The 4630-nt window shown below is 59.6% G+C and carries 5 protein-coding genes; 1 reads left to right on the plus strand and 4 read right to left on the minus strand.

The genetic code is table 11. From position 1 onward, the window contains the following. Positions 1 to 65 precede the first annotated feature (65 nt). The 4 genes from Q0341_RS12570 to surE are packed head-to-tail and all read right to left on the minus strand — an operon-like array spanning position 66 to position 3333. Positions 66 to 851 carry a 3'-5' exonuclease gene (locus tag Q0341_RS12570; RefSeq protein ID WP_299513884.1) on the minus strand — a complete coding sequence of 262 codons (786 nt, stop codon included), beginning with the start codon at positions 849 to 851 and terminating at the stop codon, positions 66 to 68. Between the two features lie 45 nt (positions 852 to 896). Then, positions 897 to 1706 carry a peptidoglycan DD-metalloendopeptidase family protein gene (locus tag Q0341_RS12575; RefSeq protein WP_299513886.1) on the minus strand — a complete coding sequence of 270 codons (810 nt, stop codon included), beginning with the start codon at positions 1704 to 1706 and terminating at the stop codon, positions 897 to 899. A 14-nt stretch (positions 1707 to 1720) separates the two neighbouring features. Next, positions 1721 to 2566: a protein-L-isoaspartate(D-aspartate) O-methyltransferase gene (locus Q0341_RS12580; RefSeq protein WP_299513888.1), complete on the minus strand. Its 846-nt coding sequence runs from the start codon at positions 2564 to 2566 to the stop codon at positions 1721 to 1723. Beyond that, positions 2563 to 3333 (minus strand): 5'/3'-nucleotidase SurE, encoded by a 771-nt coding sequence (gene surE / locus Q0341_RS12585; RefSeq protein WP_299513891.1) that lies wholly within the window; start codon positions 3331 to 3333, stop codon positions 2563 to 2565. The genes Q0341_RS12580 and surE overlap by 4 nt, the downstream gene beginning before the upstream one ends. Before the next feature lie 173 nt (positions 3334 to 3506). On the opposite strand from surE, the gene Q0341_RS12590 reads away from it, so the two are divergent. Beyond that, positions 3507 to 4481: an NADPH:quinone oxidoreductase family protein gene (locus tag Q0341_RS12590; RefSeq protein WP_299513894.1), complete on the plus strand. Its 975-nt coding sequence runs from the start codon at positions 3507 to 3509 to the stop codon at positions 4479 to 4481. Positions 4482 to 4630: the final 149 nt, after the last annotated feature.

The following is a 4630-nucleotide window of genomic DNA, read 5'->3' on the forward strand; positions in this document are numbered from 1 at the left end:
CCTGCAATTGTCTCAGGATGTGGGCCCCATTTGGACGTTCTGTTCAGGCCTTGGGCTGCAAAAAATCAAGCCCAAGCTTGAAGGTATTCCTGCCAATGGGGTTCTTGCCCGGTCAGGCTGTGGACCTGGTCTTTGACAAAGGCGATTTCCTGCGTGTGTTCGTCCTCGGTGAAACCGCCCCGCATTTTCTGAAACCGGCAATAAAGCAAGTAGGTGTTCATGACATCGGTTTCACAGTAGCGCCGAATGTCTTCGGTGTGCCCAGCTTGAAACTGCGCATAGACCTGCGAGCCGTCCATGCCCAGCTTGCCGGGAAAGCCGCACAGTGTGGCCAAAGCGTCCATGGGGGCGTTGTTTTTGGGCGTGTATTTGGCCAACAGGTCCATCAGGTCCAGGTGGCGCATGTGGTAACGCGAGATGTAATTGTTCCACTTGAACTCACGGTCGTCGTCACCCAAGTCCCAATATTTGTCGGCCACCACGCCGTGCATCAAGCCCCGGTAGTGCAACACCGGCAAATCGAAACCGCTGCCATTCCAGCTGACCAACTGGGGGGCATGCTTTTCAATGGCTTGGAAAAAGGTCTGAACCACTTTGGCTTCGCTGTGGCCATCGCGGTCCACAAAGGAGTGCACGCGCAAACCCTCGGCATTGCGATACACACAACTGATGCACAGGATGCGCTGCAGGTACAGAGGCATGAAATCGCTTTTGCCTTCTGCGGCCCGCTCGGCCTGCCACTGCGCGTGCACTTGTCCATCCGTCAACTGCGGGTCAGTCGGGTTGAGCCGACGCCACCCCGCCATGTCGGGGATGGTTTCGATGTCAAAAACCAAAACGGGCCAAGGCATGCGCGAGGCCTATTGATTGTGAGCGGACGCCATCAAGGCGAGGCTTCAGCGCGCCGACAGGTACTTGACCGGGTCCACCGGCTTGCCCTGACGGCGAATCTCGAAGTGCAGCTTCACACGGTCAGCATCGGTCTTGCCCATTTCGGCGATTTTCTGACCCTTGCGCACTTTTTGGTCTTCCTTGACCATCAAAGTCTGGCTGTGTGCATAAGCGGTCAAGAAAGTGTTGTTGTGCTTGAGGATGATCAAATTGCCATACCCGCGCAAGCCTGAACCAGCATAAACCACCTGGCCATCGGCGGCGGCCAAAATCGGGTCGCCTGGTTGCCCTGCAATGTCCAGGCCCTTGTTTTTGGCTTCGTCAAATCCAGCGATCACACGGCCACTGGCTGGCCAAGCGAATGCCAAGCCTTCGTCGTTGGCGCTGGGCGAAGCTGCGGGTGCAGGTTTGGGCTCAACAGGCGCCTCAGCCCCGCCTCCAATAGGTTGCACCACCACGCCGCTGGCCTGAACCGAAGCGCCGGGCGGCACCACCCGCAAGACCTGCCCTACTTCGATCAAATGCGCATTGGGCAGGTTGTTCCAAGCCATCAAATCACGCCAAGTCTGACCGTTGTCCAAAGCGATACGGGTGAGCGTGTCACCTTTTTGAACGGTGTAGAACCCGGGTTTCCCAGCGTTTTCAGCCCCAGGCATGATTTTGACCGTGTCGGCTGCAACAACCGGTGCAGACGGGCGTGAAACGCCGCCCCGACTTTCAACAGGTGCGGGCGTGCGGGGCGAGGAAGAGCACCCAACCAACACAACGGCGGTCAAACCTGTGAGCCATAAACGGGAAACATCACGAAAAATCATTCAGCTTTATTCCTTTAAGCAACGCCTGATTTTAGAGGCACAAAGTGAACGGCCTCCAAAACTTGCCGATCAAACCCGGTGGCGGTTTTGTGAATCACCACCAAAGCCTGCTGCCCTGAGGCCGTGACTGTGGGGGCCACCAACCGGCCCCCCACGGCCAACTGGTCCAACCAAGCCACCGGAACATCCTCGCCCCCCGCCGCAGAAATGATGCCCGCGTAAGGCGCGCCCTTGGGAAAGCCGAGCATGCCATCTCCCAAAATCAGGTGCACATTGGGCAAGCGAAAAGGCAGTAAATTTTTCTTCGCCTTTTCGTGCAAGCCGCGCAACCGCTCGATGCTGTACACCTCGGTCGCCACATGGCTGAGCACCGCCGCTTGGTAGCCACAGCCGGTGCCGATCTCCAGCACCCGACCGAGTTTGCCCGGCGCATCTTGCCGCAGCAACTCGATCATGCGGGCCACCACATTGGGCTTGGAGATGGTCTGCCCCAGACCGATGGGCAAACTGGTGTCTTCGTAAGCTTGGCCCGCCAACGCGGTTTCGACAAAACGGTGTCGCTCCACGCGGCCCATGGCCTGCAGCACCCAGGCATCTTGCACCCCTTGCTCGGCCAACTTGCCCACCATGCGGGCACGCACCGCGCTCGAATCCAGTCCCAAACCCGATGACACAGGCAGCGCCTGCGAAGGCGGCTGCCGCATGGCAGCGGGACGCGCGGAGGTCGCAAGCTGCGGTGCCGACTGGACCACACGCCCCAGCGGCATGGCAGGCCGTGGGCTGGGTGCCTTGTGCGCAGGCGTTGGCGCAGGTGCGCCAGAAGTGTCCCATTTCGCAGGAAAACTGGGCCGAGGTTTCATGCGCCGCCCTGCGTCCACAAACGCCCGCAAACCTGTGACCAACGCTGCAAGTGATCGTGTTCGGTCAAATCCACCTTGAGCGGCGTGACCACCACATGGCCCAAATCGGTCGCATGGAAATCGGTGCCCTCGCTGTCGTCCATCGCCGCGCCGGCATTGCCTATCCAATACATGGTCTGGCCTCTGGGGTCCACCTGGGTGATGACCGGTTCCGCCGCATGGCGTCGCCCCAGGCGACAGACCTTGGGCGTCTTGATCTGGTCCACAGGCAAATTGGGAATGTTCACATTCAGCAACCACGGGCGCGTGTCCAACAGCGCATCGGACATCATCTGTTGGACCATTTTTTTGACAGTGGCCGCCGCCGCATCCAAATGGGCCCAACCTTTGTCGATTTGCGACACTGCAATGGCTGGAATGCCAAACAAATACCCTTCCATGGCAGCGCCCACGGTGCCCGAATACAAGGTGTCATCGCCCATGTTGGCACCGTTGTTGATGCCCGAAATCACCAAGTCGGGGCGGTAACCCAACAAGCCGGTCAAAGCGATGTGCACACAGTCGGCCGGTGTGCCGTTGACATACCGAAACCCGTTGTCGGCGCGGTTCACATACAAGGGTGTGTGCAGGGTCAGGGCATTTGATTTGGCGCTGTTGTTGTGCTCTGGGGCAACCACCTCGACATCGGCAATGCCCTGGAGCGCTGCGTGCAAAGCCACGATGCCTTCAGCCCGGAAGCCATCGTCGTTGGAGATCAGGATTTTCATACGTGAACGGTTGTGGAATCGGCCATTGTAGGGGGATGCCGGGGCGAGAACAGCGCGCGGCGTCCTGCGCTGCGGCATGGCTGGCCAAGCGGTCGCTAGGGGGACATGAAACGCCCAGCCTCAGTGCCTAAGATCCATCCTTTTTGACCCCTGATTTCATTTGGAGACACGGCATGTATGCTTGGCTTTGCGAGAACCCCACTGGCGTTGAAGCGCTGAACTGGAAAGAAATGCCCACCCCCACGCCCGGACCGGGCCAAGTGCTCATTCAAATCCAAGCGGCCAGCCTGAATTTCCCAGACCTGCTGATCGTGCAAAACAAATACCAAATGAAGCCCGAACTGCCCTTTGTGCCCGGCTCCGAATACGCCGGCACGGTGCAAGCTGTGGGCGAAGGCGTGACGCACCTGAGCGTGGGACAAAGCGTGGCCTGCCTGTCGGGCACTGGCGGTTTTGGCACCCACACCCTGGCTCCGGCCAAATTGTGCATGCCCTTACCCGCTGGTTTTCCGGCCACCGATGGCGCGGCCTTCATCATGACCTACGCCACCTCGCACCATGCGCTGGTCGACCGTGCCGCCTTGAAAGCCGGCGAGACCGTGCTGGTGCTGGGCGCTGCAGGCGGTGTGGGCACAGCGGCCATCCAGATTGCCAAGGCCATGGGGGCCAAAGTGATCGCAGCCGCATCCACCGACGAAAAATGCGCCCTGTGCAAAACACTGGGGGCCGATGCCACCATCAACTACAGCACCGAAAACCTGCGCGAAGCCCTGAAAGCCCTCACCGAGGGCAAAGGCCCCGACGTGGTCTACGACCCCGTGGGCGGCGATCTGGCCGAACCTGCCTTCCGCTCCATCGCCTGGCGCGGACGCTATCTGGTGGTGGGCTTTGCCGGCGGCCCCATCCCCTCGCTGCCATTGAATCTGCCTTTGCTCAAGGGCGCATCCCTGGTCGGCGTGTTTTGGGGCGACTTTGCCAAGCGTGAACCCAAAGCCAACGCCGCCATGATGGCCGAACTGGCCCAGTGGTACGGCCAAGGAAAAATCAAACCCGTGCTGGACCGCACCCTGCCCATGAGCGACCTCAAAGCCGCGTACGCATTGATGGGCTCGCGCAGCGTCAAGGGCAAGCTGGTGATGGTCAACTGATGGACTGAAAACTGCTCCGAGCAATGCCGGGGCAGTGACCAAGAAAAAAGCCCGTGAGACGAGTCTCACGGGCTTGGTTCTGGCGGAAACGGAGGAAACCATCCGCCATAACCATGAAGTCTCATACAGACCCAAAATCAAATAAACAT

Source organism: uncultured Limnohabitans sp. (genome assembly GCF_937889215.1).
GTDB lineage: Bacteria > Pseudomonadota > Gammaproteobacteria > Burkholderiales > Burkholderiaceae_C > Limnohabitans_A.

Excerpts from the sequence above, each read along its gene's own strand:
- Q0341_RS12570 (WP_299513884.1), bottom strand. The coding sequence starts at position 851 with ATGCCTTGGCCCGTTTTGGTTTTTGACATCGAAACCATCCCCGACATG.
- Q0341_RS12575 (WP_299513886.1), bottom strand. The coding sequence starts at position 1,706 with ATGATTTTTCGTGATGTTTCCCGTTTATGGCTCACAGGTTTGACCGCC.
- Q0341_RS12580 (WP_299513888.1), bottom strand. The coding sequence starts at position 2,566 with ATGAAACCTCGGCCCAGTTTTCCTGCGAAATGGGACACTTCTGGCGCA.
- surE (WP_299513891.1), bottom strand. The coding sequence starts at position 3,333 with ATGAAAATCCTGATCTCCAACGACGATGGCTTCCGGGCTGAAGGCATC.
- Q0341_RS12590 (WP_299513894.1), top strand. The coding sequence starts at position 3,507 with ATGTATGCTTGGCTTTGCGAGAACCCCACTGGCGTTGAAGCGCTGAAC.